Here is a 26048-nt window from a genome sequence, read left to right on the forward strand (position 1 = left end):
CGGGTGCGGTGCGGCGCCTGTCGTACTACTGCGCGTCAGCACGCAGCGCCTCGCGGAGCTCGTCGGAGCGGCCGGTGAGGAGGAGAGCCAGTCGGTGCCGGTTCGGTTCGGGCAGCTGATCGAGTACCTGCTCGTCCACCCGGGCAAGGAAGCCACGCCCGAGCTCCAGAGCCGTCGCCATCGCCTCGTCGGTGTTCTCGAGCATCGCAAGGGTCGCGATGCGCAGGTCGCCCAGGCACATGTCGCGCTCGTAGGCAGGCAGCAGTTCGGGAGCGTATTCGCGCACGATGTCGCCGGTGACCACCATCATGCGCATGCGGGCCGCGATGTTGTCGGGCTCGTAGAGGCGCTGAGTGATGGAGCGTTCCCCGGTTTCGCGGATACGCCAGTGGTAGACGACCTGTCCGACCACGTCTACCGCGCGGGCCTCGACGTGGGCTCGTACGGTCACGGGCGCGTCCTCGTACTGGCGCAAGGAGAAGGCGAATTGGTGGTGGTCCCAGAACGACCGGCGGAACACCTTGTTCCAGATCATGCGGTCGAGGATCAGCTTGTGGTCGCGGGTGATGTGGGTGCGGCGGCGCGGGGCGGCGAAGACGTCGGCATAGCGCGGATGGCGGTGGGTGCCCGAGGTGGTAAGGCGTCGTACGTCCCCGGAGGCGAAGTCGGAGCCAGTGGATTGAAGGGATTCCACCAGAGCGCGGTAGGCCGTCGGCGGTACGACGTCGTCGGAGTCGGCGAAGGCCAGATAGGTACCGGTGGCCTTCGCGGCACCGGCGTTGCGGGCGGCACTGAGCCCGAGGTTGTGCTGGGTGATCAGGGAGAACCGCTCGTCCTTGGCCACCCATGAGGACGCGATCTGGGGGCTGTTGTCGGTCGAGCCGTCGTCGACCAGCACCACTTCGATGTCCGTGAGTTCCTGGGTGGCCAGCGACTCCAGGAGCTCGGGGAAGTAGGGGGCGACGTTGTAGAAGGGCACGACGACGCTGAGTGTCGGCATCGGGGATACCTCAGTTCTGGGGTGTGCGGGCGAGGATTCCTGTGGCGCAGGCGATTCCCCCTGCGCCTTTGGCGAGTTCGGGTATCGGCACACGGGCGACGCACTCGACGCCGTGCCGGGCGAGCAGGGCCGCGGTGTCCCGGGACCCGGTCGGCATGAGGATCGAGCGGGGCGCCACGGTGACGAAGTTGAACGCCAGATGGGTGCGGACCTCGTCGGACTCAGGGATGTCGACGACGGTGAACCCCAGATCACGCAGTCGGCGCACATCGGCGGGGTCCATGATCGAGGTACGGGCGGCGAGCAGGTCGGCGTCGAGCACCTGGAGTACGCCCAGCAGATGCTGGACTCCGTTCGGTACGGACAGCCGCAGCACCTGCGCGCCCTGCTGCTGGGCCTCTTGCGCGACCTGCCGGGCGCCGGCGTCGTTCGTGCGTGTGCCGAGTCCGACGGCGACCAGGTCGGAGCGCAGCCACTGGGCGTCGGCGCCCTCGAAGAGACCGTCGGCGCCGATGGTTCTGGCCACGGGAATGCCGAGCTGTGCGCAGAGCCGGAGGGTCTGCCGTTCCTCACCGGCGCGGACGCTGCTGGCCATCCGGGGAATGACGGCTCCTGCGCCGGTCATCCACAGCAGATCACGCACGAACATCGCGTTGGCGCCACTGTAGGGATTGCCGCCGGGCGGCTGGGACGCGGGCAGCTCGTGCACGGTGATACCGAGGGCCCGGTATGACTCGGCCAGTATGTCCATGTCACGGCGCAGCGCGGAGGGGTCGAGCTGCTCCAGGTGCTGGAGCGCGTCCGGGTCCCCGGCGGTCAGCAGCGAGGCCGGCGGGCAGTGCAGGGCGACATCGGTGAGCCGGTCGAAGTCCCGTTCCACCCGCAGCGGCGCCCAGATGCCGCCGTGCGCGATGTCGTCCTCGAGCCGTCCCGGGCGGGCGCGCCAGCCCGGCCCGTGATAGGCGGCGGCGGTCACAGCCACTGGTCCTCCTCCCCCTTGCGGTAGCCGAGTTCGCTCGCGACCTCCCGGATGGCGGGGTGCTCCACGGCCGGGAGCACGAGGTGGGCTCGCTGCCGCCAGCGCGCCGGGCGAGGCTGCGCGGTCGCCATGACGACAGGGAACTGGACCGGACGGGAAGGCTGTTGAACTCCGGCGAAGTCGAAGACGGACCGGAGGGTGGCCTCCCGGGCGGCGGGATGAAGAATCTGCTCGAAGGGCACACGCAGAACCTCGTCCGCGATGCCGGGCGCCAGCCCCTCGAGAGCTGAGCGGTGCGCTCCCGCCCACTGATGGGCACACACCCATTCCAGCGGCTGGTCGACGAGCTTCTCCCAGCCGGGCGGAATGTCGAAGTTCCACCAGCGCCGGGCCGCCGCGCCGAGTTCCGAGTAGCCGTCGATGGCCAGGGTGTGCTGGTCGGAGACGTCGTACGAGAAGAATCCCCGGTCGCGCCAGCCGTCGTAGAGCCCGTTGATGCTTGCGGCAGGGTTGCGGGTGAGGTGGACCACCCGTATGTGGGCGTGAGGGAAGAGGCGTCGCAGCAAAGGCAGTCGGTAGGCGTCGACAGACGACTTGATCACCACGGGATGGCGCTGCAGACAGTCCCGGTCGGCGGCGGTGCGGACGCGGGGGACGATGAACGGCGGTTCCTCGATGCAGAAGCCGTCGTGGGGCGTGCGCAGGTCGCCGGTGCTCCCCTCGCTCCGCAGAGCAGGCGGCAGATCGTAGAAGGAGGGGTCGATCCGGGGATGGGAGCAGCGAAGGCGGTGCAACACCTGAGCGAACAGGGCGTCCGGGTCGTCGCGGCGTACACAGCCGCGCACGGCCTGGTCAACGGCATCCTGGACGGTCGTGTGCCGGATCTCCTCCAGGGGCCACTGCAGGGCCAGGCGGCGCGTCACGACGGCCGCGTACTGCATCCGGCCGACGGCATCCACCGGCGGCCGGTTCGGCCCCGAACCGAGCAGGGACATGAAGTCCGCTGAAAACTCGGACCAGTTGAACACGGCGTCCGGCTCCAGTATGTCGGAACCGTCCCTACCGCGGTCGAGCCCGTTCAACTTGTACAGAGCGGTGTGTTCACCGGCGATGGACAGGACGTCGGGCTGGTCCGACAAGATCTGGTGAAGGAGGCTGCTGCCGCCCCTGGACGAGGCCACGATTGCCACGACGCGTGTGACGTGCGACAGATCCACGTCCGCGGAGACGGGCACGGTGGCCAGTGTGCGTCGGGCTGCGGCGATCGACCGGTCCCGCACGGAGACTTCAACGCCTGATGCCATCAGAGCAGGACCTCGCTTCCGTAGGCGGCTTCGAAGGCGATGCCACCGCCGGGGGGTACGTCGATGGTGAGTGGCCCTCCGGGATGGGGGCGTTCAGCGGTGAGTGGTTGCCCGGTCGGCGAGAGGACGGTGAAGGAGAGCCCCTCGGCCTGCGCGTCCACCGTCAGCCGGGGCGCGTAGCCGCCGTTGAGCACGATGGCCGGCCGCTGCACCTGGCACGAGGTGGTGGGCTGGAGGACGAAGACGACATCGCGCTCGTCGGCGGACGCCCGCAGGACGCTGTGTGAGGCGTTGTCGGTCGTCCGATGCTGCAGGAAGCCGCTCATGTTGTCGGCGTACAGCTGGTGGTGCCGGCGCAGCACCTCCTTGCCTTCCTCGGACAGGCGGGCGAAGTCCGAGCCGTAGGCCGGGATCCCGGCGGCCAGCATGGAGATGACCGACACGGCGATGTCCTGCGGCGTGTCATGGGGGCCAAACGTCTGGTAGTCGTTGATCGCGGCCGCGGTGTACGCCTGCACATGCAGGGTCCGCAGGAAGTTCGTCCGCGGGTCGAACGGTGCGTCGCCGGCCCGCATGCAGGTGCCGTACGGGGTGAGGAACGCCGTGCCGTAGTTCTGCTTGAGTTCGACAATGTAGTCCGGTGCCACCTCACGGGTGCGCCGGTCGGCGTCCTCCAGCATCAGCTGCAGGCCGGTGAGCATCGAGTCCAGGTCGTGCTCGTGGTGCGGGCTCTGGCACCGCAGGTCGGGTATCCAGTTGAACAGGTCGTACTTGGCGCCGTGGAATCCGTACTCCCGCACCAGCCGTACGCAGACGTCCGCCATCACCCGGCGCGCCTGGGCGTTCATGAAACACAGCGAGTAGAACTGGGTCTCGCCCAGCACCGGTTCGCCGGAGGCCGGGGCGATGAGCAGGTGGCGGCGGTCGGCAAAACAGTCGGCGGCGGGGCCGACAGCATGCGGAGCGCACCAGATGAGGGCCCGCGCCCCCATCGCCTCCACCCGGCGCACCAGTGCGTGCATGTCGGGAAACTTGTCCGGGTCGGGCTTCCAGTCACCGATGTTCAGCGGCGTCTCGTACGCGGTGTCCAGGCCGGGGCCGAACCAGCCGTCGTCGATGATGAAGTTCCGGACGCCGACATCGAGTCCGATCTTGACGTTCTCCAGGACCATCTCCGTGCTGATGTCGTCGCTGGCCCAGTCGGTCCAGCTGCACCAGAAGGGCTCGAAGGAGCGGGCGACGATGCGGTCCTCCAGCCCGAATGCGGCTCGGGTCCGCTCGGAGAAGTCCCGCAGCACCTCCAACCACGGCCCGCGCTCGCCGCCCTGCGGCCCGGAGACGAGATACACGTGCTCGGTCAAAGACCCATCGGCCGCGGCGGCGGACCGGGGCAGGGGGTACTCCTGCGTGCCCCGGCGAAGGCTCACCTCGACGCCGCCCGTATGGACGTTCAGCGCCCGGTTGGACACGGGCTCCAGAAGGCGCATGTCCGTCTCGGCGAGGGAACCGATGACGCCCATGGCCAGTTCCACGTTCCCGTCCCGCCCGGTGAACATGTAGAGCGGGACCTTGACGTCGTTGATCTTCGACTGGGCGAGCCGACCGAACTTCCAGAAGCTGGTGGCGTGCATCAGGTTCATGAACCACCGCCCGCTGTCCGGTGGAACGACCTCATCGAAGTTCCCCATCGGCGCACGCAGCAGGTACTCGACGGAGACGATGCGCTCGCCGCTCGGCGGACGCACAGTGACCTTGAAGGGAGCCGTGCCGCTCACGCTGACGTCGATGTCCTCGCGGCGGGCGGCGGCCACCTCCCCGAGCACGAAGGGGCCGAACTCCCTTTCAACTCCCGACTCAAGACGAACGATCAGGCGCATGCGTGGTGCTGCGTTCATCGATTGCCCTTCTGGCTGCGGAAGACCCACTCGGGGGCAGCGGGCCGGACGGCGTTACGCTCCGTTCACAATCCGCGAGGCAACCACAATCGAACATGAGACGTCAATGAATCGGTTCAGATTCCAAGGTTAGTCAACAGATCTGAACTAAAGTGAACGACTGTCTGGGGGTGAGTGGGTCGAGGCCCGGTCAGAGGAAGTCACCCTGTTTGTGCCGGTGACGTACGGGCTGTGCGGGGCCGAGGGGCCCGTGTGCTCCAGTAGCCGCTCCCTGAAGCGGGTGAGGACCGTGTGGCCGAAGCCGGGATCCGCCGGCTCCCGGCCGAGCATGTATTTCCGGTCGATCGCCCTTGCGGCCATCGCCGCGGCCTGCCGGACGGTGAGATCATCGGCGAACTGCACCACCGTCACCGGTGTCAACGCTCCCGGGGGCAGCCCCGGCCGGCCCCGGATCCCGTAGCTTGCGGCCTACGGCTCGTCGGTGAACAACCCCATGAGGTGATCCTTCACTCGCATCGCCAACGTGCCTTCGGAGAACACCGTCCACGCCGCCCGCGACGTCTCCTCCGGGATCTCCGGCAGCCCGCCCGCCTGCAACGACATGGCCAACTCCGCACGCTGGACAGCCCGGTACGTCCAACGTGCCCGACCGGAGGAGATCACTTGACGGAATCGCGCAACAGCGACCCAGGGCGGCTTCGCCGCCCGCCGTGAGGCGGGCAAAACGAAGGTCTCGGGCAGGGCTTCGGCGTAGTCGCATGACGTCTGGTTCGTGATCATCCGAGGCCGAGGAGCGCGAGGGGGCATCGAGGGTCGCGGGCGTTGCGGCGGAGGCCGGCCGCGATGTTCTTCACTCCGGCTGCCCGGAGGGCTCCGATGGCAAGGTTGCGCCAAGTGGCCATTGCGGCCCATCCCGGCGCTGGAACCCCTCGCGGACTACGGCTGGGCGGTCGGAGGGCGTCAGCCCTTCTGACCGCCCTCCAACGCCGCCACCGCGTCCTTGGCGGCCTTGATGGCGCCCTTGTTGATCTCGTCCGTACTCGGCGCCTTCTTCGACTCGAAGTCGCTGCCGTTGTAGGTGATGACCACCAGCGCGTTGGACACGCGGACGATCACCTCTCCCTCACGCGTCTGCTGCTTGTCCTCGGTGGTGAGGTTCACCACCGAGTAGGCGGTGTCACCGAGACCCGGAACGGCGCCTCCGCCGCTCTTCTCCGCGAGACGCTCCTTGTACGCCGTCTGTGCCGCGTCGTCCGAGTCCATGATCTCGAAGGAGACGTCGAGCCAGCGGTAGTCGTACCCCTTCAGCGCGTTCCAGGAGCAGGTGCGGCGCACCTTCGTGTCCGTCGACGGGATCTCCTTGCCGGCCGTCTTGGCGCCCGGCACAAGCGACTTGACCGTCGTCGCGGCCACGCTCGCGCAGGGTGCGGGGGCGGAGGCATACGACTTCGACTCCGCCGTCGACGACGGCGCGGAGGACGATGAGGTGGGCGTCTTCTGGGTCGGTTCACGCTCGGCTGCCGGTGTCGGGGCGAACGGACCGGACGTCAGCGACCAGCCGGCGGCGGCGAGCACGACGACCGGCGACAGACGCGCGGTGAGGGCGAGCGGCAGTGGCAGAGAACGCAAGGCGCACTTCTCGTGGGGGTCGGTGCGGAGGGTGTCCACACTGCGGACGGGACGCCAGTGTCACACGACTCCCTGTGGGGTGGAAGTGCGAACTCGCTGCGTACCTGTGCGATTACAGTGGCCGGTAACTCGTGGGCTGTGTGTGCCGATTTGTCCGCCCGGGTGGAGGCGGGCCGAGTGCCAAATTCGGTTGCTGTGTTCGATGCCGGTCCGCAGCCTTGACGCATGTCTTCGTCATTACCTGTCACCGGGGGCGAGCCGCCCGCCGTCCGCGACGACATCCTCGACTACTACGCACGCGGCAAGGAGGACGCCCGCCTCAGAGAAGGCGGCGCACCCGCCGGGCGGCTGGAGTTCTGGCGTACGCAGGACGTACTGCGGAGGCTTCTGCCCGCGCCCCCCGCACGGGTGCTGGACGTCGGCGGCGGCAGCGGGGTGCACGCGGAGTGGCTCGCCCGGGACGGCTACGGGGTCGAACTCGTCGACCCGGTACCGCTGCACGTCGAGCAGGCGGCCCGGTTGCCCGGAGTGAGTGCGCGTTCCGGAGACGCCCGGTCCCTGACGGACGAGGACGCCGCGTACGACGCGGTGCTGCTGCTCGGCCCGCTGTACCACTTGCCCGAACGGGCCGACCGGACAAGGGCGTTGCGCGAGGCGCACCGCGTGGTCCGGCCGGGCGGGCTGGTCGTCGCGGCCACCATCAACCGGTTCGCCGGGCTGCACGACGTGCTGAGGGAGGAGCGCTACTTCGATCCGGCGCAGCGGACGCAGACCGACGCCGTCACGGAGCACGGCAGGCATCCGTCCCAGCGGGAGGGCCGGCTCTTCACCACCGCCTACTTCGCGCAACCGAGCGAACCTGCCGAGGAGTTCACCGAGGCAGGGCTCACCGTCGAGGGCCAGTACGGCGTCGAGGGCGTCGCCTGGCTCATGGGCGGTCTGGAGGCGTGGCTCGACGATCCGGAGCGCCGAGAGGCCGTCCTGGCGGCGACCCGGCGCATCGAGTCCGAGCCGGCGCTGCTGGGCGCGAGCGGACATCTGCTCACCGTGGGCAGGCGGCAACCGTAAGGCACGCGCGCGTGCGTACGATCACGGGACCGGCCGCCGCGCGCGAGGAGTCCGCCCGTGTTCACCACCCGACCCACCCTCCAGGGCACCTTCGGCATGGTGTCGTCCACGCACTGGCTGGCCTCCCAGTCGGCGATGGCCGTCCTGGAGGACGGCGGCAACGCCTACGACGCCGCCGTCGCCGGCGCCTTCGTGCTGCACGTCGTCGAGCCGCACCTCAACGGACCCGCGGGCGAGGTGCCGATCCTGCTCGCCCCGGCGGGCGGCGAGGTGCGTGTGCTGTGCGGGCAGGGCGTCGCGCCCGCCGGGGCCACGGTCGCGTACTACAGGGGACTCGGTCTGGATCTCGTACCCGGCACCGGGCCGCTCGCCGCCGCCGTCCCCGGCGCGTTCGACGCCTGGATGCTCCTGCTCCGCGACCACGGCACCAAGCCCCTGGCCGACGTCCTGAAGTACGCCATCGGGTACGCCGAACACGGGCACGCGCCCGTGGAGAACGTCGGCGCGACCGTCGAGACCGTCCGGGAGCTGTTCGAGACGGAGTGGACCTCGTCCGCGGATGTCTACCTGCCCGACGGGCAGGCCCCGCGGCCGGGCCGGCTGTTCCGTAATCCGGCCCTCGCCGCCACCTGGAAGCGGCTGCTCTCCGAGGTCGCCGGGGCGGGCGACCGGCAGGCGCAGATCGAGGCCGCGCGGGAGGTGTGGCGCACCGGGTTCGTCGGTGAGGCGCTGGTACGGCAGGCACAGCGGCCCACCATGGACACCAGCGGTGAGCGCCACACCGGCACGCTCACGGCCGCCGACCTCGCCGGCTGGTCCGCGTCCTACGAAGCGCCGGCGACGTACGACTGGAACGGCTGGACCCTGTGCAAGGCCGGCCCCTGGAGCCAGGGCCCGGCCCTCCTCCAGCAACTCGCCCTGCTCCCGCCCGAGCTGCCCCGGTACGGCTCCGAGGAATACGTCCACCTGCTGGTCGAGGGTTGCAAGCTGGCCATGGCCGACCGCGAGGCCTGGTACGGGGACGCCGCCGACGTGCCGCTCGATGACCTGCTGTCGGCCGGGTACAACGTGCGGCGGCGGGCGCTCGTCGGCGACAAGGCCTCGTACGAGCTGCGGCCCGGCGCCCCTGGAGGCCGCACCCCGAGGCTGAGCGCGCACGCGCACGTGGTGGCCGCCGACGACCCCGGCTTCAACCCGATGGGCGCGGGCGAGCCGACGGTCGCCAAGGGCCCGGCGTCGTCCCCGGTGCCGGGCGAACCGGACGTGCGCGCCGACGGCGCCACCCGCGGCGACACCTGCCACCTCGACGTCGTCGACCGCTGGGGCAACATGGTCGCCGCCACGCCCAGCGGCGGCTGGCTCCAGTCCAACTCCGTCGTCCCCGAACTGGGCTTCCCGCTCGGTACCCGCCTCCAGATGACCTGGCTGGAGGAGGGGCTGCCGAACTCCCTCACCCCGGGCCGCCGCCCCCGCACCACCCTCACGCCCTCGATCGCCCTGCGCGACGGGGTGCCGGTCATGGCGTTCGGCACGCCCGGCGGGGACCAGCAGGACCAGTGGCAGCTGCACTTCTTCCTGGCCGTCGCCCTGCGTGAGCAGGTACGCGGCGGCCTCGACCTCCAGGGCGCGATCGACGCCCCGAACTGGCACAACGACGGCTTCCCGGGCTCCTTCTACCCGCGCGGCATGCGGCCGGGGAGCGTGACCGTGGAGTCCCGTATGCCCGCGGAGGTCGTCGAGGGGCTGCGGCGGCGCGGCCATGACGTGACCGTCGCCGACCCCTGGTCCGAGGGCCGGCTGTGCGCGGTCGCCCGGGACCCGGAGACCGGGATCCTGTCGGCGGCGGCGAACCCGCGGGGCATGCAGGGGTACGCGGTCGGACGGTGAGGCGCGCGGGGGCCTGCCGCCGGGGCCTGCCGTAGGGGTCCGCCGCCGGGGCGAGCCCGCGGGGCCAGCCTGGGGGCGAGGTTTCGGAGCCTGCCGCCGGGGTCCGGTTCAGTTCCGGCTCGGGGGCCCGGCGGCACACCCCGGCGCCGGGTGTTCATGCCGATTCCACCTGCTGTGCACCGGCCGGGCGGGGATTGTCAGTGGCGCGTGGTCTCATGGGGGCATGCTCGAAGACATCACGGAAACCATCGACGAGTTTCTCGCCCGCCACTCGGCCGACGTGGAAGAAGCGCTCCGCGGAGCGGCCGCCGCCGAGATCATGCCGCGCTTCCGCCGGCTCGCCGCGCACGAGGTCGACCAGAAGGGCGGCCCGCACGACCTGGTCACGGACGCCGACCGCAACGCCGAGCTGTACCTCACCAAGGCGCTCGGCGCCCTCCTGCCCGGCTCCGTCGTGGTCGGCGAGGAAGCGGTGCACGCCAACCCCGCGACGTACGAGGCGATACAGGGCGACGCGCCGGTCTGGATCGTCGACCCCGTCGACGGGACACGGCAGTTCGTGCACGGCGACGACGGCTTCTGCACCCTGGTCGCGCTGGCGCGGGGCGGGGTCCTGCTCGCCTCGTGGACGTACGCGCCGGCCCGCGACCAACTGGCCACGGCCGTACGGGGCCGCGGCGCCTTCCTGGACGGCGAGCGCCTGTTCGCCGGCCCGCCCGCACCCGGCCGGGACCTGGAGATCGCCACCTCCCACCCGGACTACACGACCGACGAGCAGAAGCGCACCCTGCTCCGCCTGTGGACGGACGGCGTCGCGCCGCGCGCCTGCGGTTCGGCGGGCCTGGAGTATCTCGCCGTCGCCCGCGGCGAGTTGGATGCCACCGCTTTCTCCTGGGAGCTGGGCTGGGATCACGCGGCAGGCCTGCTGCTGGTCGAGGAGGCCGGCGGCGCCCACCTGACCGTCACGGGTGAGCCGTTCCGCATCACGGGCGGCAACGCCCTGCCGTTCACCGCGGCGCGGGACGCGGCCACGGCTCGCCGGGTGGTGGGGTTGCTGTCGGGCGGAGTCTGATCTGCGGAGCGCGGCTCTTCGGCATGAAGAGCACGGTGACCACCTCGAACTCCAGCACCCTGCCGACCGGCGGCCAGCCGGCGCCCTCTCGGGGGAGGTGCAGGACGTCCACGAAGCCGTCGACGGGCAGACCGAGGCCGACGCGGAGCCCCGTGCGGCCGGGCGGCCAGGGGGAGGGCGCGATCGTCCCGGTGACCCGGGCCCCGCTCGGCAGCGGCCCGGAGCGGTATCTGCCCAGCTCGTGCCGGTACTGCCGGGCCCGGCGCCACGACGCCTCGAATTCCTCGGCTGTCACCGGTTCCTCGGGCGAGGGTGCCGACGCCTGTGACGCCACGCCGAACGTCGACTCTCCGTACACGGAGGCGTACAGCTGCCCGCCGAGCGGTCCGTACTCCTCCCGCAGCCCGGCGAGATCGGGCGCCGAAACGGCGGCCTGCGCGCTCCCGTCCGGCCCGAAGCCCGCCTCGCGCAGCAGTTGCCCGGCGTCGGTCACCTCGAACCAGCGATCGGCCCCCGACTCCCCGGACCCGCTCCGAAACCACCGTGTCACCCCGCCGAATTTACCCGCGCCGTGAGGCCTGTCAGTCCCCCGGCATATCCTGATCCCCAGTGGCCATCGGCTGACGAAGGAGTCCGAAGGTGCCGTCGATGCTCGATGCGGTCGTGGTGGGTGCGGGGCCGAACGGACTGACCGCTGCCGTGGAGCTGGCCCGTCGCGGCTTCTCCGTGGCCGTCTTCGAGGCGCGTGACACCGTCGGCGGAGGAGCCCGCACCGAGGAGCTCACCCTCCCCGGCTTTCGCCACGACCCCTGCTCCGCTGCGCACCCCCTCGGCATCAACTCACCCGCCTTCCGAGCGATGCCACTCGAACGCTACGGCCTCGAATGGCTGCACGCCAAGCTGCCCATGGCGCACCCCTTCACCGACGGCACCGCCGCCGTGCTGTCCCGGTCGGTCGCCGAGACCGCCGCCTCGTTCGGGCCGCGCGACGCGGGGGTGTACCGCAGGCTGGTCGAGCCGTTCCTGCCCAAGTGGGACACCCTCGTCCGCGACTTCATGTCCCTGCCGCTCACCGCCCTGCCCCGCGACCCGGTCACCCTCGCTCGTTTCGGCCTCGTCGGCCTGCCCCCGTCGGCCTGGCTGACCCGCCGCTTCCACGACGAGCGGGCCAAGACCCTCTTCGCCGGCCTCGTGGCACACGTCATGGCCCCGCTCAGCGGCCTGGCCACCGGCGCCGTCGGCCTGATCTTCGCCCTCGCCGCGCACGCCCGCGGCTGGCCCGTCGCCCGCGGCGGCTCCCAGTCCGTCTCCGACGCCCTCGCCGCCTACCTCGAGGACCTCGGCGGCACCATCCACACCGACTACGAGGTCAAGCGTCTCGACGACCTGCCGCCCGCCCGCGCGTACGTCTTCGACACCTCGCCCACCGCGCTGGCCCGTATCGCGGGTTTCGGCCGGTACTACGAGGGGTACCGGTACGGCCCCGGCGTCTTCAAGATCGACTACGCGCTGGACGGTCCGGTCCCGTGGACCGCGAAGGAGGCGCGGGTCGCCGGCACCGTGCAGATCGGCGCGGACAGCGCGGAGATCGGCGCGGCGCTGCGCGCGGCGTCCCGGGAGAACCGCGCGCCCGACAAACCGTTCATGATCACGGTGCAGCCCAGTGTCGTCGACCCAGGCCGGGCTCCGGCGGGCAAGCACGTCTTCTGGGCCTACGGCCATGTCCCCCACGGCTGGACCGGCGACCTCACGGACGCCATAGAACGCCAACTGGAGCGCTTCGCACCGGGCTTCCGCGACCGCGTCCTCGCCCGCGCCACCGCAGGCCCGCCCGAACTCGCCGCCCGCAACGCCAACTACGTCGGCGGCGACATCGCCACCGGCGCGGTGTCCGGACTCCAGATCATGCTGCGCCCGAAGCTGTCCCTGTTCCCCTACAGCACCCCGCACCCGGCCGTGTTCATCTGCTCGCAGGCCACCCCGCCGGGCCCTGGCGTCCACGGCATGTCGGGACACAACGCGGCGAAGGCCGTGTGGCGGAGGCTGCGGCAACAACCGTAGGAGCGGCGCGCTCTCCGACGTACGGTTACTGCCGGTGCCGGTGGTGGTGGTGATGTTCGGCTCCGGCCGGCGGGTATAGAGACAGCCATGACCACCATCACCCTCGCCCAGGGCGACATCACCGAGCAGTCCGTCGACGCCATCGTCAACGCGGCGAACTCCTCCCTGCTCGGCGGCGGTGGCGTCGACGGCGCCATTCACCGGCGCGGCGGCCCCGCGATCCTCGAGGACTGCCGCAAACTGCGCGCTTCCCACTACGGCAAGGGCCTGCCCACCGGTCAGGCGGTCGCCACCACCGCCGGCCGACTGGACGCGCGCTGGGTGATCCACACGGTGGGTCCGCGATTCACCCACGAGCAGGACCGGTCGGAGCTGCTGGCCTCCTGTTATCGGGAGTCGCTGCGGGTCGCGGATGAGGTGGGCGCCCGTACCGTCGCGTTTCCCGCCGTCTCCGCCGGTATCTACGGGTGGCCGATGGAGGACGCCGCCCGGATCGCCGTGGAAACGGTGCGGGCGACACAGACGGCGGTCGAGGAGGTCAGGTTCGTCCTCTTCGACGACCGGGCCTACGACGCGTTCGCCAGGCAGGTCCAGTGACGGACGCCGTCGTGCACACGCACATGTCGGCGCCCGCCCTGTCCCGGCTCAGGTGGCGCGCAGTGTCGCGATGATCCGGGGGTGGCCGTCGACCGTCCGTTGTTCCGTGTCGCCCGTCTCCGTGAGCCCGGCCCACGCGGCCAGCCGTGTCACGGCCGGGGCACTGAAGCCCCAGTAGTGCATGTCGTCGCCGGTGGTGGCCTCGCCGGCGGCCAGCACGCGTACCGCAGAGGCGTCGTCGCTCTGTCCGGACATCCCGTAGGTCTCCAGCAGGATCTCGCCGCCCGGGTTGAGGAGCGTGCGGAGGGTCCGGAGCATGCCGAGCGGGTTCTCCACCCGGTGGAGCATCCCGCAGCAGAAGACGAAGTCGAACCTTTCCGCCGACGTCGCCAACTCGATCGCGTCGGCCCGCAGGTATTCCACCGAGGACCCGATCAGCTTGCCGACGGCGCGGAACGCCTCGCCTCCGGCGATCTCGATGCCCCAGCGTTCCCTGACCGTGTGCGTGTACTGCTCGTTGTCGACGGCCAGGACCCGCTCCGCCCCGCGTGCCTCCGCCAGGAAGGCGTAGAAGCCGTCACGCGTGCCGACGTCGAGTACCCGTACGCCACGGAAGTCGGCCGGAAGGAAAGGGATGCGGTAGCGGTGGTCGCGAGCGATGCCCCGTGTGTACAGGCCGGCCTTCGTGTTGAGCGCGAAGGTGTGGAACCAGATCGGGATTTCCTGCAGGACCGCTTCGCATTCCTCGACCGGCGCGTCGAGGGGAAGCAGGTCCGCCACTTCGCGTTTCGCGTCCGTGATCTCGAAGTACACCTGTGCGGTCATCGACTCCGCCTCTCGGATCAACGCCACCCGCCTCACGTGAAGGCGTGCGACAGTCACTCCCGCCCATCGGTGCCTCCCGGTGCCTCTCGCTCCGGTGTCACCACAGTGGACGTCCTGGTGGGGTCACCGCTCGACGAGGTGGGCCGTACGGGTGGCGATGATCAGGCCGACCGCGGGACGAGGCCGTTCGCGCTGAAGGAGACCGCGCGCGCTCACATCGGCCGCCGCGCGGCTGTGCGACGGGCTTAACGCCCGATGATCAGCCGAGGAGACATACGCGTAATCAGCATTTCGTACGGTCGTGGAAGGTCGAAACCAGGCCGATCACCGGATAGGGGGCGCCCGTGACCGCGCCGGACTCGCGGGCCGACAGCACATCGAAGGTGCGGACGGTCTGCTCGTACTGCGGAGTCGGCTGCGGCATGGTCCTCGACATCGGCAGAGGCCCGGACGGCCGCCGTACGGTCCTGAAGGCGTCCGGTGACAAGGAGCACCCCGCGAACTTCGGCCGGCTGTGCACCAAGGGCGCGACCACGGCCGACATGCTGTCCGCCCCGGGGCGCCTGACCACGGCCCTGGTGCGGTCGGACCGCGGGGAGGAGCCGCAGCCCGCACCCGTGGACGCGGCGATCGCCGAGACCGCGCGGCGGCTGCGGGCGATCGTCGACGAGCACGGGCCGGACGCGGTCGCCCTCTATGTCTCCGGGCAGATGAGCCTCGAGGCCCAGTATCTGGCGAACAAGCTGGTCAAGGGGTTCATCCGGACCAACCAGATCGAGTCGAACTCCCGGCTGTGCATGGCCAGCGCCGGCACCGGTTACAAGCTGTCGCTCGGTGCGGACGGCCCGCCCGGCTCGTACCAGGACCTGGACAAGGCGGACGTCTTCCTCGTCATCGGCTCGAACATGGCAGACTGCCACCCCATCCTCTTCCTGCGCATGATGGACCGGGTGAAGTCGGCGGGCGCCAAGCTGATCGTCGTGGACCCGCGGCGCACCGCCACCGCCGAGAAAGCGGACCTGTTCCTCCAGATCAATCCGGGTACGGACCTCGCGCTGCTCAACGGCCTTCTCCACCTCCTGCACGAGAACGGCCACACCGACCCCGCGTTCATCGCCGCGCACACCGAGGGCTGGGAGGCGATACCGGAGTTCCTCGCCGACTACCCGCCCGCCGCCGTCGCCGAGCTCACCGGCATCCCGGAGGACGACCTCCGCGAGGCCGCCCGGCTGATCGGCGAGGCGGGGGAGTGGACGAGCTGCTGGACGATGGGCCTCAACCAGTCCACGCACGGCACCTGGAACACCAACGCCCTGGTCAACCTGCACCTCGCGACCGGCGCGATCTGCCGCCCGGGCAGCGGCCCCTTCTCCCTGACCGGCCAGCCCAATGCCATGGGCGGCCGCGAAATGGGTTACATGGGCCCCGGACTCCCCGGACAGCGCTCCGTGCTCGTCGACGCCGAGCGTGCCTTCGTCGAGGAACTGTGGGAGCTGCCACCGGGCACGATCCGGGCGGACGGCGTCGGCAAGGGAACGATCGAGATGTTCCAGAAGATGGCCGACGGCGACATCAAGGCCTGCTGGATCATCTGCACCAACCCGGTCGCCTCCGTCGCCAACCGCAGGACGGTCATCGAAGGCCTGGAGGCCGCAGAGTTCGTCGTCACCCAGGACGTCTTCGCCGACACCGAGACGAACGCCTACGCCGACGTCGTCCTGCCCGGCGCCCTGTGGACCGAGACCGAGGGCGTCCTCATCAACAGCGAGCGCAACCTCACCCTCGCCCGACCCGCCGCCGACCCGCCCGGCGAGGCCATGGCCGACTGGCGGATCATCGCGGCCGTCGCCTGCGCGATGGGCTACGAGGACGGGTTCTCCTACGACAGTGCCGAGCAGGTCTTCGAGGAGATCAAGCGGGCCTGGAACCCGAAGACCGGCTACGACCTGCGCGGAGTGACCTACGAGCGCCTCCGTGCCACGCCCGTGCAGTGGCCGGCCGCCACCGCCGACGGACCCGACCGCAACCCCGTCCGGTACGTCAACGACGACGGCTCGCTCACCTTCCCCACCCCGAGCGGCCGCGCCGTCTTCCACGCCCGCCCGCACATCCCGCCCGCGGACATGCCGGACGACGACTACCCGTACCTCCTCAACACCGGCCGGCTCCAGCACCAGTGGCACACCCTGACGAAGACCGCGAAGGTGCCCAAGCTGAACAAGCTCAACCCCGGCCCGTTCGTGGAACTGCACCCGCAGGACGCGGCCGGCCTGGGCATCGCCGACGGCGACTCGGTGGAGGTCGCCTCGCGGCGCGGCCGCGCCGTGCTGCCCGCGGTCGTCACCGACCGGGTGCGCCCGGGGGCGTGCTTCGCGCCGTTCCACTGGAACGACCTGTTCGGGGAGTACCTGAGCGTCAACGCCGTGACGAGCGACGCCGTCGACCCGCTGTCGTTCCAGCCGGAGCTGAAGGTGTGCGCGGTGTCGCTCACCAAGGTGTCCACTCCGGTGAAGGTGTCCACTCCGGTGACGGCGCAGACACCAGGCACGGCCGCACCGGCCGAGGTCGTACCGGCCGAGGTCGTGGAACAGTCCGCCCCCGTGCCTGCCGCAGCCCTCTTCGGCCTCCGCCCCGCGCCGCCGCCGGTGCTGTCCGAGCGTGAGCGCCAGTACCTCACCGGCTTCCTCGCCGGTATTCCCTCCGGCGCCCCCGGCGTCCCGGTGCTGCCGCCGGACGCGCCCTTCACCCCCGAACACGCCCTGTGGGTCAACGGCACCCTGGCCGGCATGTACTCCCGGACCGGCTCCGCCGCCCCACCGCAGCCCGCGGCTCCCCAGACCCCGGGCCGCCGGGTCCTGATCCTCTGGGCCTCGCAGACCGGCAACGCCGAGGAGTTCGCCGCCGCCACCGCCGACCGGCTCACCGCGGGCGGCCACACCACGTCCCTCGTCGCCATGGACGAGACAGACCCCGACGCGCTGCCGTCCGACGCCGATCTCCTGCTGATCACCAGCACATTCGGCGACGGTGACGCCCCCGACAACGGCACCGGCTTCTGGGACAGCCTCACCGCACCCGGCGCCCGACGCCTGGAGGGACGCCGCTACGCCGTCCTCGCCTTCGGGGACTCCTCGTACGACGACTTCTGTGGGCACGGCCGCCGACTCGACAGCCGTATGGACGAGTTGGGAGCGGTCCGCCTCGCACCGCGCACGGACTGCGAACCCGACTTCGAGAGCCGGGCGGAGGCCTGGCTGGACCAGGTGCTCACCGCCCTCAAGGACGGCGCTGCGGGCCCGGCCCCCGCGCCCGTCGCTCCCCGTGCCAAGCGGCCCGCGCCGGTCACCGCCCGGCTGACCGGCAACCGCCTGCTGAGCCTGCCGGGTTCGGGCAAGGAGGTACGCCGTTTCACCTTCGACACCCGCGACAGCGAGACCCCGCTCGTCTACGAGGCGGGAGACGCCCTCGGCGTCCGGCCGCTCAACTCACGTGCACTCGTGGCGGAGTGGCTGACCGTCACCGGCCTGGACGCCGGAACCGGCACGGACACGGCCGTACACGTCGACGGCATCGGCGAGATCGCCCTCGAAGAGGCCCTGCTGCGGCACCTGGACATCACTCGCATCACCCCGGATCTGCTGCGCTTCGTCGCCGAACGCGCCCGCGACCCACGCGAGCTGAAGCGTCTGCTGCGCCCGGACAACAAGGGTGAGCTGGCGAAGTGGTCCTGGGGGCGGCAAGCCGTGGACGTGGTCACCGAGTTCGGCGTCCGCGCCGGGGCGCAGGAGTGGACCGAGATGCTCGGACGCCTGCAACCACGCCTGTACTCCATCTCCTCCAGCCCGCTCACCGACCCGCACCTGGTCTCGCTGACGGTCTCCGTCGTCCGGTACGAGAACCTGCAAGGCCTGCCCCGCCACGGCGTCTGCTCGCCGTTCCTCGCCGACGCCGAACCCGGCACCCCGGTGCCGGTCCACGTCCAGCGGTCGCCACACTTCCGCCCGCCCGCCGACGCCGCCACACCCGCGGTGATGATCGGTCCCGGCACCGGAGTCGCGCCCTTCATCGGCTTCCTCGAAGAGCGCCGGGCCTGCGGCCACCGGGCCCCCAACTGGCTCTTCTTCGGCGAGCAGCACCGCGCCACCGACTTCTACTACGAGGACGAACTCACCGCCTTCCTGGCCGACGGCACCCTCACCCGCCTGGACACCGCCTTCTCCCGCGACCAGCGGGCCAAGGTCTACGTCCAGGACCGGATGCGCGAACACGGCCCCCAGCTGTGGTCCTGGCTCCAGGACGGCGCCCGCTTCTACGTCTGCGGTGACGCGTCCCGCATGGCCAAGGACGTCGACCAGGCCCTGCGGGACATCGCCATGGTCCACGGCGGCCTCGGCGAGGCCGACGCGGCGACCTACGTCAAACAACTCGCCGCCGACAAGCGCTACGTGCGCGACGTCTACTGACCGGCCGGACCCCCGGCGGTGGTGACCCCCGCCGGTGGTGACGAAGGGCCACGGCCTGCTCGAACGACCGCCCGGCCCGCCCGCCGCGCCGCTGAACCGTGTGGCGAGAATGAGGCCAGGACGAAACAATCCGTGGGGCACAGGGGCAATACCACCACCCCCGGCCGACGGCTCTCAATTTCATCGAAAAGGAAGTCTCATGGTCGAGCAGGACGAGCGCTTCGACGTCGTGGTCCTCGGCGCGGGCCCCGGCGGTTATGTCGCCGCGGTGCGGGCGGCGCAGCTGGGCAAACGCGTCGCCGTCGTCGAGGAGAAGTACTGGGGCGGCGTCTGCCTGAATGTGGGCTGCATCCCCACCAAGGCCCTGCTGCGCAACGCCGAGCTCGCGCACATCGTCACCCGCGAGGCGAAGACCTTCGGCATCCGGGTCGACGGGGAGGTCTCCTTCGACTACGGCGAGGCGTACCGCCGCAGCCGCAAGGTCGCGGACGGCCGGGTCAAGGGCGTCCACTACCTGATGAAGAAGAACAAGATCACGGAGTTCGACGGCCGGGGCAGCTTCCTCGACGAGCACACGCTCCAGGTCGCCGGCTACGACGGCGAGACCCGCACGATCGGCTTCGAGCACTGCATCATCGCCACCGGCGCCACCCCGAAGCTGCTGCCCGGCACCCGCCGCACCTCGCGCGTGGTGACGTACGAGGAGCAGATCCTCGCCGAGGACCTGCCGCGGTCGATCGTCATCGCGGGAGCCGGCGCGATCGGCATCGAGTTCGCCTACGTCCTGCACAACTACGGCGTGAAGGTCACGGTCGTCGAGTTCCTGGACCGTGTCGCCCCGCTGGAGGACGCCGAGGTCTCCGCCGAACTCGCCAAGCAGTACCGCAGGCTGGGCATCGACGTGCTCACCTCCACCCGCGTCGACGCGATCGACGAGTCGGGTCCGCAGGTACGGGTCACGGTCACCGGCAGGGACGGCGCCCAGCAGGTGCTGGAGGCCGACAAGGTGCTGCAGGCGATCGGTTTCGCCCCGAACATCACCGGCTACGGCCTGGAGAACACGGGGGTGAAGGTCACCGAGCGCGGCGCGATCGATGTCGACGGGCGCTGCCGTACGTCCGTGCCGCACATCTACGCCATCGGTGACGTCACCGCGAAGCTGATGCTCGCGCACGCGGCCGAGGCGATGGGCGTCATCGCCGCCGAGACGCTCGCCGACGCGGAGACGATGGAGCTGGACTATGTGATGATCCCGCGGGCCACGTACTGCCAGCCGCAGATCGCCAGCTTCGGCTACACCGAGGCACAGGCCCGCGAGCTGGGCTACGAGGTGAAGGTGGCCAAGTTCCCGTTCACCGCGAACGGCAAGGCGCACGGTCTCGGTGACACCACCGGCTTCGTTAAGTTGATCAGCGATGCCAGGTACGGCGAGCTGATCGGCGGCCACCTGATCGGCCCGGACGTGACCGAGCTGCTGCCCGAGCTGACCCTGGCCCAGCAGTGGGACCTGACCGTCCACGAGGTCGCCCGCAACGTGCACGCCCACCCCACCCTCGGGGAAGCGGTCAAGGAGGCGGTGCACGGCCTCGCCGGACACATGATCAACATGTGAGAAGGACGCCCCGAGCCGCTCTGAGCCGCCCCGAGCCGCCCTGAGCCGCTCTGAGCCCGCGGGGCCGTTCACCCGGACGGCCCCGCAGCACTCGCCGCCCCCGTACGGGCGGGATCTCCTTGTATCCACCGGTGCGCACCGACGAACCGATGGACAAGGGAGCCCGCCATGCCGGACAGCGGCGTCCCCGGCGCGAACGGATCCGGCGCGGACGCCTCTCGAACCGAGCTGGAGCAGCTCCGGGCTCGCATCACCGCGCTGGAGGCGACGCGCCCAGCGCCGCGCCCCCAGCGTCACTGGACGCGTTCACTCGTCGCCACCCTGCTCATCGTCCTCGGCTGTGTCCTCGCCCCACTCGGAGTGGTCGCCGCCTGGACCGCCGACATCATCGGCGACACGGACCACTACGTCGAAACCGTCGCGCCCCTCGCCTCCGACCCCGACATCCAGGACGCCGTCGCGAACCGCGTCACCACCGCGGTGACACAACACCTCGACCTGGCGACGCTGCTGGAGGGCGTGGCCCCGGCCCAGCGGCCCCTCCTGGAGAAGGCCCTGGGCAAACTGGGGAACTCCCTCGAAGGCGCGGTCAGCAGTTTCGTGCACGACAAGGCGCGGGCGGTCGCGGCCTCCGACGCCTTCGAGCGGATCTGGACCGACGCCAACCGCAAAATCCACAGCAGTCTGGACAAGGCGCTGACGGGCAGCGGCGGCGGCGCGGTGAAGCTGGAGAACGACGCGGTGACCGTGGACCTCGCCCCGGTCGTCGAGCAGGTCAAGCAGCGCCTCGTCGACTCGGGCATGACGGTCGCGGGGAAGATCCCCGCGATCCACACGAACATCACCGTCGTCCGGTCCGACGAGATCGGCAAGGTCAAGACCTACCTCCGGCTCCTCCAGCTCGCCGGTCTCTGGCTGCCCGTCCTCGCGGTCGTGCTGGTCGCGGCCGGTGTCCTGCTCTCCAGGCACCGCCGCAGAACTCTGATCGTCGCAGCGCTTTGCTTCGCCTTCGCCACGCTCCTGCTGGGCGCCGCCCTGACCGTCTTCCGGGTCGTGTACCTGGACGCCCTCCCGGGCGGCGTCTCACAGCCCGCGGCGGCGTCCGTGTACGACGTGCTGACCCGCTTCCTGCGCACCTCGGTGCGGGCGGTGGTCGCCCTCGGCGTGGTGATCGCCGTCGCGGCCTGGCTGACCGGACCGGAACGCCACGCCGGTCTCGTACGGCAGTTGTGGCGCTCCGGCATCGGCGCGGTCCGCGCCACCGCCGACCGCGCGGGGCTGCGCACCGGACCCGTCGGACCGTTCGTGCACCGTTTCCGCACATGGATCACCTGGATCCTGGTCGCGGCGGCGGTCCTGGCGTACGTCCTGTGGCCGTTTCCGACCGGCTGGGTCGTCATCGGCCTCGCGCTCGCCCTGCTCTTCGCGCTGTGCATCGTCGACTTCGTGGCGGAGGACGACTCGGGGAGAACACCGACCACCGGGGGACCGCATCAGGGGGACACAGAAAGGACAACCGCATGAGCCAGGACGCAGCACACCCGACCGGAGACCCGCAGGGCGAGGTCGGCAGCGCGTGGAACCGGCCGCGCAACGGACCCAATCCGACGCGCAGTCAGGACAGTTGGGTCAGCGGCGGCATCGTTTTCGCCGGCGTACTGATGCTGTGCAGCGGCGTACTGTCCATCCTGCAGGGCATCTCGGCGATCGCCAAGGACGACGTCTACGCCCGTGTCGGCTCATACGTCTACAAGATGAACCTCACCGGCTGGGGCTGGATCCACCTGATCATCGGCGTCCTGGTGGCTGTCACCGGCGCGGGCCTGCTCAAGGGTATGGCCTGGGCCAGGTTCGCGGGCCTGTTCTTCGTGGCGCTCAGCCTCATCACCCAGTTCCTGTTCCTGCCGTACGCGTTCTTCTGGCCGATCACCATGATCGCGATCGACCTGTTCGTGATCTGGGCGCTGGTCTCCCGGCAGGAAGGGGTGGGCTGATCCCCGGCCCCCTCAGCGCCTCCGCCGGGCCGCTGCGGCTGCCGCTGCCGCGCGGGTCCGCACGGGGATCCGCGGACATCCTGGACAGTCGAGGTTGATGTCGGATTCCCGCCAGCCCTGGTCCCTCCGGTGGCCGATGCTGGACGCATGCAGAACAACGGGATGCACGCCGACCGGGCACGCTGCGTACGCGCCGTCCAGTCCAAGGACGCGCGCTTCGACGGCTGGTTCTTCACGGCCGTCACGACCACCCGTATCTACTGCCGGCCCAGCTGCCCCGTCGTGCCGCCCAAGCCGGAGAACATGACCTTCTACCCGAGCGCGGCGGCCTGCCAGCAGGCGGGCTTCCGGGCCTGCAAACGCTGCCGGCCCGACACCAGCCCCGGCTCCCCGGAGTGGAACCAGCGCGCCGACCTGGTGGCCCGCGCGATGCGGCTGATCGCGGACGGTGTCGTGGACCGCGACGGCGTACCCGGCCTCGCCTCCCGCCTCGGCTACAGCACCCGGCAGGTCGAACGCCAGCTGCTCGCCGAACTCGGCGCCGGCCCGCTCGCCCTCGCCCGCGCCCAGCGCGCCCAGACCGCCCGCCTGCTCATCGAGACGACCGCGCTGCCCATGGCGGAGATCGCCTTCGCCGCCGGTTTCTCCTCCATCCGCACCTTCAACGACACCGTCCGCGAGGTCTTCGCACTCGCCCCGACCGATCTGCGCACCCGTCGCCCCAAGTCGACGGCAGCCCTCACCCCCGGTGTCCTCACCCTCCGCCTCCCGTTCCGCGCGCCGCTCAACCACGACAACCTCTTCGGCCACCTCGCGGCGACCGCCGTACCGGGTGTGGAGGAGTGGCGGAACGGCGCCTACCGGCGCACGCTCCGACTGCCCTACGGGCACGGCATCGTGGCGCTGACCCCACAGCCCGACCACATCGCCTGCCGCCTCACCCTCAGCGACCTGCGCGACCTGCCCGTCGCCATCAGCCGCTGCCGCCGCATGCTCGACCTGGACGCCGACCCGGTCGCGGTCGACGACCAGCTGCGCACGGACCCGGTCCTCGCGCCTCTCGTCGACAAGGCCCCCGGCCGGCGCGTCCCGCGCACGGTCGACGAGGCCGAGTTCGCCGTCCGAGCGGTGCTCGGCCAACAGGTCTCCACGGCAGCCGCCCGTACCCACGCGGCCCGCCTGGTCACCGCGCACGGCGAGCCGGTGGACGACCCCGAGGGCGGCCTCACCCACCTCTTCCCGTCCCCGGAGGCACTGGCCGTCCTCGCCCCCGAGACGCTGGCGATGCCGCGCACACGCCGCACCACCTTCACCACCCTCGTCAGCCAACTCGCCGACGACACGCTGCGTTTGGGTGTCGAGAGCGACTGGGCGGAGGCCCGTGCCCGGCTCCTCGCCCTCCCCGGCTTCGGCCCCTGGACGGTCGACGTGATCGCGATGCGCGCCCTCGGCGACCCCGATGCCTTCCTCCCCACCGACCTCGGAATCCGCCGTGCCGCCCAGGAGCTGGGCCTTCCGGCGACGCCCGCGGCACTCACCGACCGGGCAGCGACCTGGCGGCCCTGGCGTGCGTACGCGGTTCAGTACCTGTGGGCGACGGACAGTCACCCGATCAACTTCCTGCCCGTATAAGGGCACTTCAGTCAAGGACACTTCAGTGAAGCAACACACGGTCATCGACAGCCCGTACGGCCCCCTCACTCTCCTGGCCGACGACGGGGTCCTCTGCGGCCTCTACATGACGGCCCAGCGCCACCGCCCGCCGGAGGAGACCTTCGGCGACCGCGACGACGCGCCCTTCGGTGAGACGGCCGACCAGCTCAATGCCTATTTCGCGGGCGAATTGAAGGAGTTCACCCTCGAACTGCGCCTGCACGGCACCCCGTTCCAACGCGGCGTCTGGGAGCAGCTCCAGCAGATCCCCTACGGCGAGACCCGCTCGTACGGCGACCTGGCCGACGCCCTGGGCAACCCCAAGGCGTCCCGCACGGTCGGCCTCGCCAACGGCAAGAACCCCGTCGGCATCATCGTGCCCTGCCACCGAGTCATCGGCGCGAGCGGCAGCCTCACCGGCTACGGCGGCGGCCTGGAACGCAAGCAGCGGCTGCTGGACTTCGAGCGGGGAACGGCCCTGTTCTAGCCGTTTCGACCGGCGAGGCCGCCCCGCGCCTGTGGGCTCGTTCAGGCGGCGGGGCGAACTTCCAGGATGTCCTTGTCGCAGCGCAGGATCTCCAGATCCCGATCCGGACGACCGCTGCTCTGCGGGAAAGAGATGGCCAGCTGACGGCTGTCCACGAGCCGCCAGTGGCCGGGCACCGTATCCGGGGCATCTCCGCGTCCCACGGGGTGGTCGACGAAAGTACCGTCCGCGGCGAGTTCCATCCCACGACGACCCCGGGCGGGCGGAAACGCGTAGTCGGCGGGCCGATAGACCGTCACACCCTCGGTGTCCTCCTCGAAAGAGTGAACCCAGTACTGGAAAAGACAGGAGGGGACGCTCATGGGATCACCTCGCTCTGCACGCTCCTGGACCGAATTGACCAGCTCAGCGATGTATGTCTACACTTTTTAGTGTATGGGCTATTTGCGTGGTGCGCATTGCCCACCTCAGGTTCTGCGCTGTCCACTCGCGCAACGCAAGCCTCTGCGTCAAGCCGCTCTTCTGCATCGGCGGCGCTATTCCGTGGATATCCGGAGGAGGCACAGCCATGTCCGACGCACAGTCATACCTTCGCGTCACCTCGGCCGACTACAGCCGCTGGTGCGGAGCGATGGAAGTTCACCGCAGGCTCCTCGACAGGAATCCTGACTACGCCGGGAATCGTGCGTTGATCGAGAACACCGCCTTCGCCTATGAACGACAGGAGCGGACAACCGCGAGGCAGAGTGTGATCGACATTCCCGTCGTCGTGCATGTCGTGTACAACACGCCCCAGCAGAACATCAGTGACGCGCAGATCAGCAGTCAGATCGACGTCCTCAACCAGGACTTCCGGGCCAAGAACCCGGACATCGCCGGCGTGCCCGGTGTGTGGCGGGGGCTCGTCGCTGATCCGCGCATCGAATTCCACCTGGCCAGAACCGATCCGCTGGGGCGGCCCACGGACGGCATCACCCGTACCCAGACGTCGAACGAGGACTTCGGCACGGACGACCTGGTCAAGTTCACGCTGAGCGGGGGCATGGATTCCTGGCCCGCCAACTCCTACCTCAACATCTGGGTCTGTCAGTTGCAGCGCGGTCTGCTCGGCTATGCCCAGTTCCCGGGCGGCGCCGCGGCCACGGACGGGGTGGTCATCACCCATACCGGCTTCGGCACCAACGGAACCGCCACGGCTCCGTTCAACGGAGGCCGCACGTCCACGCACGAGATCGGGCACTGGCTCAACCTGCGGCACATCTGGGGCGACGACGACCAAGGATGCAGCGGCAGCGACTTCGTGGCGGACACACCCAACCAGGCCGGACCCAATCTCGGGTCCCCCACCTTCCCCAGCGTGACGTGTGGCAACGCGCCGAACGGCGACATGTTCATGAATTACATGGACTACACCGACGACGTGGCGATGTTCATGTTCACACAGGGTCAGGTCGCGCGCATGGACGCTGTCCTCGACAACGCACGCCTGTCTCTCATGCGCCAGGCCGTACCGGTGTGACGG

General features: G+C 70.4%; 23 protein-coding genes. 12 read left to right on the forward strand and 11 right to left on the reverse strand.

The annotated features are described in order from the left end of the window. Window positions 1–25: 25 nt before the first annotated feature. The 7 genes from ABT114_RS13980 to ABT114_RS14010 form a co-directional block, all read right to left on the reverse strand. Window positions 26–1000 (reverse strand): glycosyltransferase family 2 protein, encoded by a 975-nt coding sequence (locus ABT114_RS13980; RefSeq protein ID WP_351142067.1) that lies wholly within the window; start codon window positions 998–1000, stop codon window positions 26–28. A gap of 10 nt (window positions 1001–1010) precedes the next feature. Further along, window positions 1011–1982: a dimethylarginine dimethylaminohydrolase family protein gene (locus ABT114_RS13985; RefSeq protein WP_351142069.1), complete on the reverse strand. Its 972-nt coding sequence runs from the start codon at window positions 1980–1982 to the stop codon at window positions 1011–1013. After that, a complete protein-coding gene (locus tag ABT114_RS13990; protein WP_351142070.1) occupies window positions 1973–3283 on the reverse strand; it encodes a sulfotransferase family protein in 1311 nt (436 codons plus the stop codon). Before ABT114_RS13990 ends, ABT114_RS13985 begins: the two co-directional genes overlap by 10 nt. Next, a complete protein-coding gene (locus ABT114_RS13995) occupies window positions 3283–5178 on the reverse strand; it encodes an alpha-galactosidase (protein WP_351142072.1) in 1896 nt (631 codons plus the stop codon). The genes ABT114_RS13990 and ABT114_RS13995 overlap by 1 nt, the downstream gene beginning before the upstream one ends. Window positions 5179–5325: 147 nt before the next feature. Beyond that, complete coding sequence (locus tag ABT114_RS14000) at window positions 5326–5631, reverse strand: transposase (protein ID WP_351142220.1); 306 nt, start codon at window positions 5629–5631, stop codon at window positions 5326–5328. A gap of 15 nt (window positions 5632–5646) precedes the next feature. Beyond that, the gene (locus tag ABT114_RS14005) at window positions 5647–5781 is read right to left on the reverse strand and encodes a hypothetical protein (RefSeq protein WP_351142074.1); all 135 of its coding nucleotides are present in this window, start codon (window positions 5779–5781) and stop codon (window positions 5647–5649) included. Window positions 5782–6138: 357 nt separating this feature from the next. Further along, the gene (locus ABT114_RS14010; RefSeq protein ID WP_351142076.1) at window positions 6139–6807 is read right to left on the reverse strand and encodes a hypothetical protein; all 669 of its coding nucleotides are present in this window, start codon (window positions 6805–6807) and stop codon (window positions 6139–6141) included. 225 nt (window positions 6808–7032) lie between these two features. On the opposite strand from ABT114_RS14010, the gene ABT114_RS14015 reads away from it, so the two are divergent. The 3 genes from ABT114_RS14015 to ABT114_RS14025 all read left to right on the forward strand — a co-directional run bounded on the left by ABT114_RS14015 (window position 7033) and on the right by ABT114_RS14025 (window position 10834). After that, window positions 7033–7875: a class I SAM-dependent methyltransferase gene (locus ABT114_RS14015; protein WP_351142078.1), complete on the forward strand. Its 843-nt coding sequence runs from the start codon at window positions 7033–7035 to the stop codon at window positions 7873–7875. Window positions 7876–7932: 57 nt separating this feature from the next. Continuing rightward, window positions 7933–9762 (forward strand): gamma-glutamyltransferase family protein, encoded by a 1830-nt coding sequence (locus tag ABT114_RS14020; protein WP_351142081.1) that lies wholly within the window; start codon window positions 7933–7935, stop codon window positions 9760–9762. A gap of 223 nt (window positions 9763–9985) precedes the next feature. Further along, the gene (locus ABT114_RS14025; protein ID WP_351142083.1) at window positions 9986–10834 is read left to right on the forward strand and encodes an inositol monophosphatase family protein; all 849 of its coding nucleotides are present in this window, start codon (window positions 9986–9988) and stop codon (window positions 10832–10834) included. On the opposite strand, the gene ABT114_RS14030 is transcribed toward ABT114_RS14025, so the two are convergent. Next, window positions 10770–11384, reverse strand: coding sequence for a hypothetical protein (locus ABT114_RS14030; RefSeq protein WP_351142085.1), 615 nt, complete (start codon window positions 11382–11384; stop codon window positions 10770–10772). The genes ABT114_RS14025 and ABT114_RS14030 overlap by 65 nt on opposite strands. 98 nt (window positions 11385–11482) lie before the next feature. Here ABT114_RS14030 and ABT114_RS14035 point away from each other — a divergent pair, with 98 nt between their 5' ends. Then, a complete protein-coding gene (locus ABT114_RS14035) occupies window positions 11483–12895 on the forward strand; it encodes a phytoene desaturase family protein (protein ID WP_351142222.1) in 1413 nt (470 codons plus the stop codon). A gap of 87 nt (window positions 12896–12982) precedes the next feature. Further along, window positions 12983–13492: an O-acetyl-ADP-ribose deacetylase gene (locus ABT114_RS14040; RefSeq protein ID WP_351142087.1), complete on the forward strand. Its 510-nt coding sequence runs from the start codon at window positions 12983–12985 to the stop codon at window positions 13490–13492. A 48-nt stretch (window positions 13493–13540) separates the two neighbouring features. On the opposite strand, the gene ABT114_RS14045 is transcribed toward ABT114_RS14040, so the two are convergent. Both ABT114_RS14045 and ABT114_RS14050 read right to left on the reverse strand, forming a co-directional pair. Further along, on the reverse strand, window positions 13541–14317 hold the full coding sequence (locus ABT114_RS14045; RefSeq protein WP_351142089.1) for a class I SAM-dependent methyltransferase: 777 nt from the start codon (window positions 14315–14317) through the stop codon (window positions 13541–13543). Between the two features lie 283 nt (window positions 14318–14600). Then, window positions 14601–14741, reverse strand: coding sequence for a hypothetical protein (locus ABT114_RS14050; RefSeq protein WP_351142091.1), 141 nt, complete (start codon window positions 14739–14741; stop codon window positions 14601–14603). Between ABT114_RS14050 and ABT114_RS14055 the strand changes: the two genes are divergently transcribed. The 6 genes from ABT114_RS14055 (at window position 14740) to ABT114_RS14080 (ending at window position 24526) form a co-directional block, all read left to right on the forward strand. Next, window positions 14740–18780: a bifunctional nitrate reductase/sulfite reductase flavoprotein subunit alpha gene (locus ABT114_RS14055; RefSeq protein WP_351142093.1), complete on the forward strand. Its 4041-nt coding sequence runs from the start codon at window positions 14740–14742 to the stop codon at window positions 18778–18780. The two genes, ABT114_RS14050 and ABT114_RS14055, sit on opposite strands and share 2 nt — an antisense overlap. A 199-nt stretch (window positions 18781–18979) precedes the next feature. After that, window positions 18980–20392, forward strand: coding sequence for a dihydrolipoyl dehydrogenase (gene lpdA / locus ABT114_RS14060; protein WP_351142095.1), 1413 nt, complete (start codon window positions 18980–18982; stop codon window positions 20390–20392). A gap of 168 nt (window positions 20393–20560) precedes the next feature. Beyond that, window positions 20561–21916 (forward strand): hypothetical protein, encoded by a 1356-nt coding sequence (locus ABT114_RS14065; RefSeq protein WP_351142097.1) that lies wholly within the window; start codon window positions 20561–20563, stop codon window positions 21914–21916. Next, window positions 21913–22386: a DUF7144 family membrane protein gene (locus ABT114_RS14070; protein WP_351142100.1), complete on the forward strand. Its 474-nt coding sequence runs from the start codon at window positions 21913–21915 to the stop codon at window positions 22384–22386. The genes ABT114_RS14065 and ABT114_RS14070 overlap by 4 nt, the downstream gene beginning before the upstream one ends. A 162-nt stretch (window positions 22387–22548) precedes the next feature. Next, entirely contained in the window at window positions 22549–24018 is a 1470-nt protein-coding gene (locus tag ABT114_RS14075) for an AlkA N-terminal domain-containing protein (RefSeq protein ID WP_351142223.1), read from the forward strand. A 25-nt stretch (window positions 24019–24043) separates the two neighbouring features. Then, on the forward strand, window positions 24044–24526 hold the full coding sequence (locus ABT114_RS14080; RefSeq protein WP_351142102.1) for a methylated-DNA--[protein]-cysteine S-methyltransferase: 483 nt from the start codon (window positions 24044–24046) through the stop codon (window positions 24524–24526). 41 nt (window positions 24527–24567) lie between these two features. Here the strand turns inward: ABT114_RS14080 and ABT114_RS14085 are convergent, their stop codons facing one another. Next, window positions 24568–24888, reverse strand: a complete 321-nt coding sequence (locus ABT114_RS14085) for a hypothetical protein (protein ID WP_351142104.1) — start codon at window positions 24886–24888, stop codon at window positions 24568–24570. Between the two features lie 206 nt (window positions 24889–25094). On the opposite strand from ABT114_RS14085, the gene ABT114_RS14090 reads away from it, so the two are divergent. Further along, window positions 25095–26045: a zinc metalloprotease gene (locus ABT114_RS14090; protein ID WP_351142106.1), complete on the forward strand. Its 951-nt coding sequence runs from the start codon at window positions 25095–25097 to the stop codon at window positions 26043–26045. Window positions 26046–26048: the final 3 nt, after the last annotated feature.

It is taken from the genome of Streptomyces sp. NPDC002088, assembly GCF_040296605.1.
In the GTDB taxonomy this organism is placed as follows: Bacteria; Actinomycetota; Actinomycetes; order Streptomycetales; family Streptomycetaceae; genus Streptomyces.